General features: G+C 68.8%; 3 protein-coding genes. 1 reads left to right on the top strand and 2 read right to left on the bottom strand.

What is annotated here, in order from left to right; all coding sequences use genetic code 11:
• Positions 1–84: 84 nt before the first annotated feature.
• Positions 85–543 carry a thioredoxin family protein gene (locus FKP22_RS27740; protein ID WP_141291232.1) on the bottom strand — a complete coding sequence of 153 codons (459 nt, stop codon included), beginning with the start codon at positions 541–543 and terminating at the stop codon, positions 85–87.
• A 128-nt stretch (positions 544–671) separates the two neighbouring features.
• On the opposite strand from FKP22_RS27740, the gene FKP22_RS27735 reads away from it, so the two are divergent.
• Positions 672–1,109, top strand: coding sequence for a hypothetical protein (locus FKP22_RS27735; protein WP_141291230.1), 438 nt, complete (start codon positions 672–674; stop codon positions 1,107–1,109).
• 26 nt (positions 1,110–1,135) lie between these two features.
• Here FKP22_RS27735 and FKP22_RS27730 read toward each other — a convergent pair.
• Positions 1,136–2,279: patatin-like phospholipase family protein (locus tag FKP22_RS27730; RefSeq protein WP_141291228.1), on the bottom strand; the 1,144-nt coding region annotated here is incomplete at its 5' end.

Here is a 2,279-nt window from a genome sequence, read left to right as displayed (position 1 = left end):
CCGCCGCGCCAGGCGGCGTCCAGCAAGGCGGCGAGCAGGTCGGCATCGGACATCAAAGGAAGCGCAGCCCGGCCCGGGAGGCGTTCACTGGTGTTTGGCGTGGGCCGAGAAGAAGTCGTAGATGCCGGTTTCGCTCATGTGACGCGCATCGGCCAGTTCGCCGCCGCGGGTGGCGTAGATCAGCTGGTTGTCCGGCGACAGCACCACAGCGGCCGGGATGCCCTTCTTGATCGGGTTGCCGTAGCTGTTGGCCAGGTCCAGGTTGCGGTTGAAGTTGCCCACGTCCACCTTCACCACTTTGAAGGACTTGGCCATCAGCTCGGCGTTCTTGCCGCTCTTCAGCGCCGCGTCCAGCGCCCGGCAGTCTTCGCACCAGTTGGCGCCAAAGATCACCAGCACCGGCAGCTTGGACTGCCCCGCCTGCGCCAGCGCGTCGCGCAGCTCGGCCTTGGCATCCGCGGTTTCGTTGTAGGGCAGCGTCGCGGCCAGTGCCGCGGTGGTGGCAAGGGTGGCCAGCAGAGCCAGAAGGGGTCGCCTGAGCATCGGGATCTCCAAAGCGTGAAGGAACAGGGCCGCGCTGGATGGGCGCGGTGGCATCGGCAGGAATGTACCGAAACCCCGGCGCCCCGAAAGCACCTCAAAATCCGGTCCTTCCCATCCGCTGCCTTTCCATGCTCACCGACCTCATCGCCGCCAAACCCCAGGAAGCCGAAGCCATCCTGAACACCCAGGGCCACGCCAACGTCTGGCCCACGCTGGAAAGCCACAGCCTGGACAGCCTCAAGCTCGCCACGCTGGCGTTCATCCTGCAGGGCAAGCCGATGGACGCGCAGGCCGTGGCGGCGTTTGCCGAATCCTTCCAGCGCCTCGTGGATGGTGGCGAAGACGGCCCCTGGATCGCGCTGGTCCCGGAAACCCTGGTGGACGACCTGGCCCATCTCAGCGACGAGCAGGTCGACACGGTGGCCCTGGCCTGGGCCCGGACGGAGCAAGCGCAGCTGGATCGCTGGGACACGCAGGACGTGACCGTTTACCTGCGGGAACTCTCGGCGTTCGCCGCCTCGGCCCACGCCCAGCATCAGTCGCTGCTGCTCTGGGCCTGCCTCTGAGGTTTGGGGGCGCTGCGCCTGACCCGCTACCGCCGGGCCTCGCTGCCGATGTCCTTCAGCAGGCGCTGCAATTCAGGCGACTGCCGGAACAGCGTGTGACCTGCCTCCAGCACCTGATCCACCGCGGCGGGTGGCAGGCTCAGCGCGGTGGGCAGGGTGCGCAGGCTCAGCGAGTTGGACAGGCCGGCCAGTGGTGAGCTGCCGACGGATTCGCCGCTGGCGGCTTCCAGGGCTTCGAGGCTGACTTCGATCAGGTAGGTCTTCAGCGGTGGCGGCGCGTTCGGGTCGGCGTTCGGGCCGGCGGCTTCCTGGGGCCAGCGGGCGACGGCTTCGCGCAGCAGTTCCAGCGAGTCGTTGGAATGGCGGCCCAGCGGGATGTCGGCCACGGCCTGGGTGACGCGCAGCACCGAGGGCACGAGCTCGGACTGATCGGCCTCCAGGCCGGCGTGGCCTTCGGCATTGACGACGATGCAGACCAGCCAGCGCACGCCGAGGATGCCGGCCTGCGCCATCACGGCGCGCAGCCCGCCGGCAGCCATCGTGGCTTCCAGCATGGCGCGGATCGCGAGGTTGTCGGCCAGGCCGCCGTCCAGCAGGTGGATGTAGGGCCTGGCCTTGCCGTCCTGGTAGCTGGTGGCCTGCTGGTAGTACTGGGCGCGGCGGCGTTCGCCGAACAGGCCGTAGAGGTCCAGCTGCGGCGGCTGCGGGCAGTGGCCGGCGTAGTTGCGCAGCGTGATGGGCGACAGCGCGATCGGCACTGCCGACGACGCGGCGACCGCGGTGGCCAGCTTCACGCTGCCCAGGTCCGAGCACATCAGGTCGAACTGCTCCTGCTTGAATTCGAAGCGTGCGCCCAGCGACATGTCGGTCGCATTCAGCGTGACCCAGGGTCGCTGCCCGCGGGCCAGCACGTCGGCATAGGTGGCGCCGTGGAAGACCTCGCGGTCCATGAACTCGGCGAACAGGTCGCCGCGGCCATAGGTGGGCGAGAACAGCCAGCCCCATTGCGCGGGGGCCAGCAGTTCGTGCACGAAGTCGCCCTGCAGGTCGCGCCGCAGCACCTGCTGCTCGAAGGCCGGGAACATCGCGTCGCCATGCTGGGCCAGGTAGGCGGCCGGCCAGCTGCCGCCGGAGACGGCGCTGATGACGTCCAGCTCGTCGAACAGGCTG

Origin of the sequence: Ideonella azotifigens, from assembly GCF_006519715.1 — a bacterium.
Taxonomy (GTDB): Bacteria; Pseudomonadota; Gammaproteobacteria; order Burkholderiales; family Burkholderiaceae_C; genus Ideonella; species Ideonella azotifigens.
Note: the sequence above shows the minus strand (reverse complement) of the source record. Positions and strands in the feature narration are given on the sequence as shown.

Coding starts and splice junctions, on each gene's coding strand:
- FKP22_RS27740 (WP_141291232.1), bottom strand. CDS start 543: ATGCTCAGGCGACCCCTTCTGGCTCTGCTGGCCACCCTTGCCACCACC.
- FKP22_RS27735 (WP_141291230.1), top strand. CDS start 672: ATGCTCACCGACCTCATCGCCGCCAAACCCCAGGAAGCCGAAGCCATC.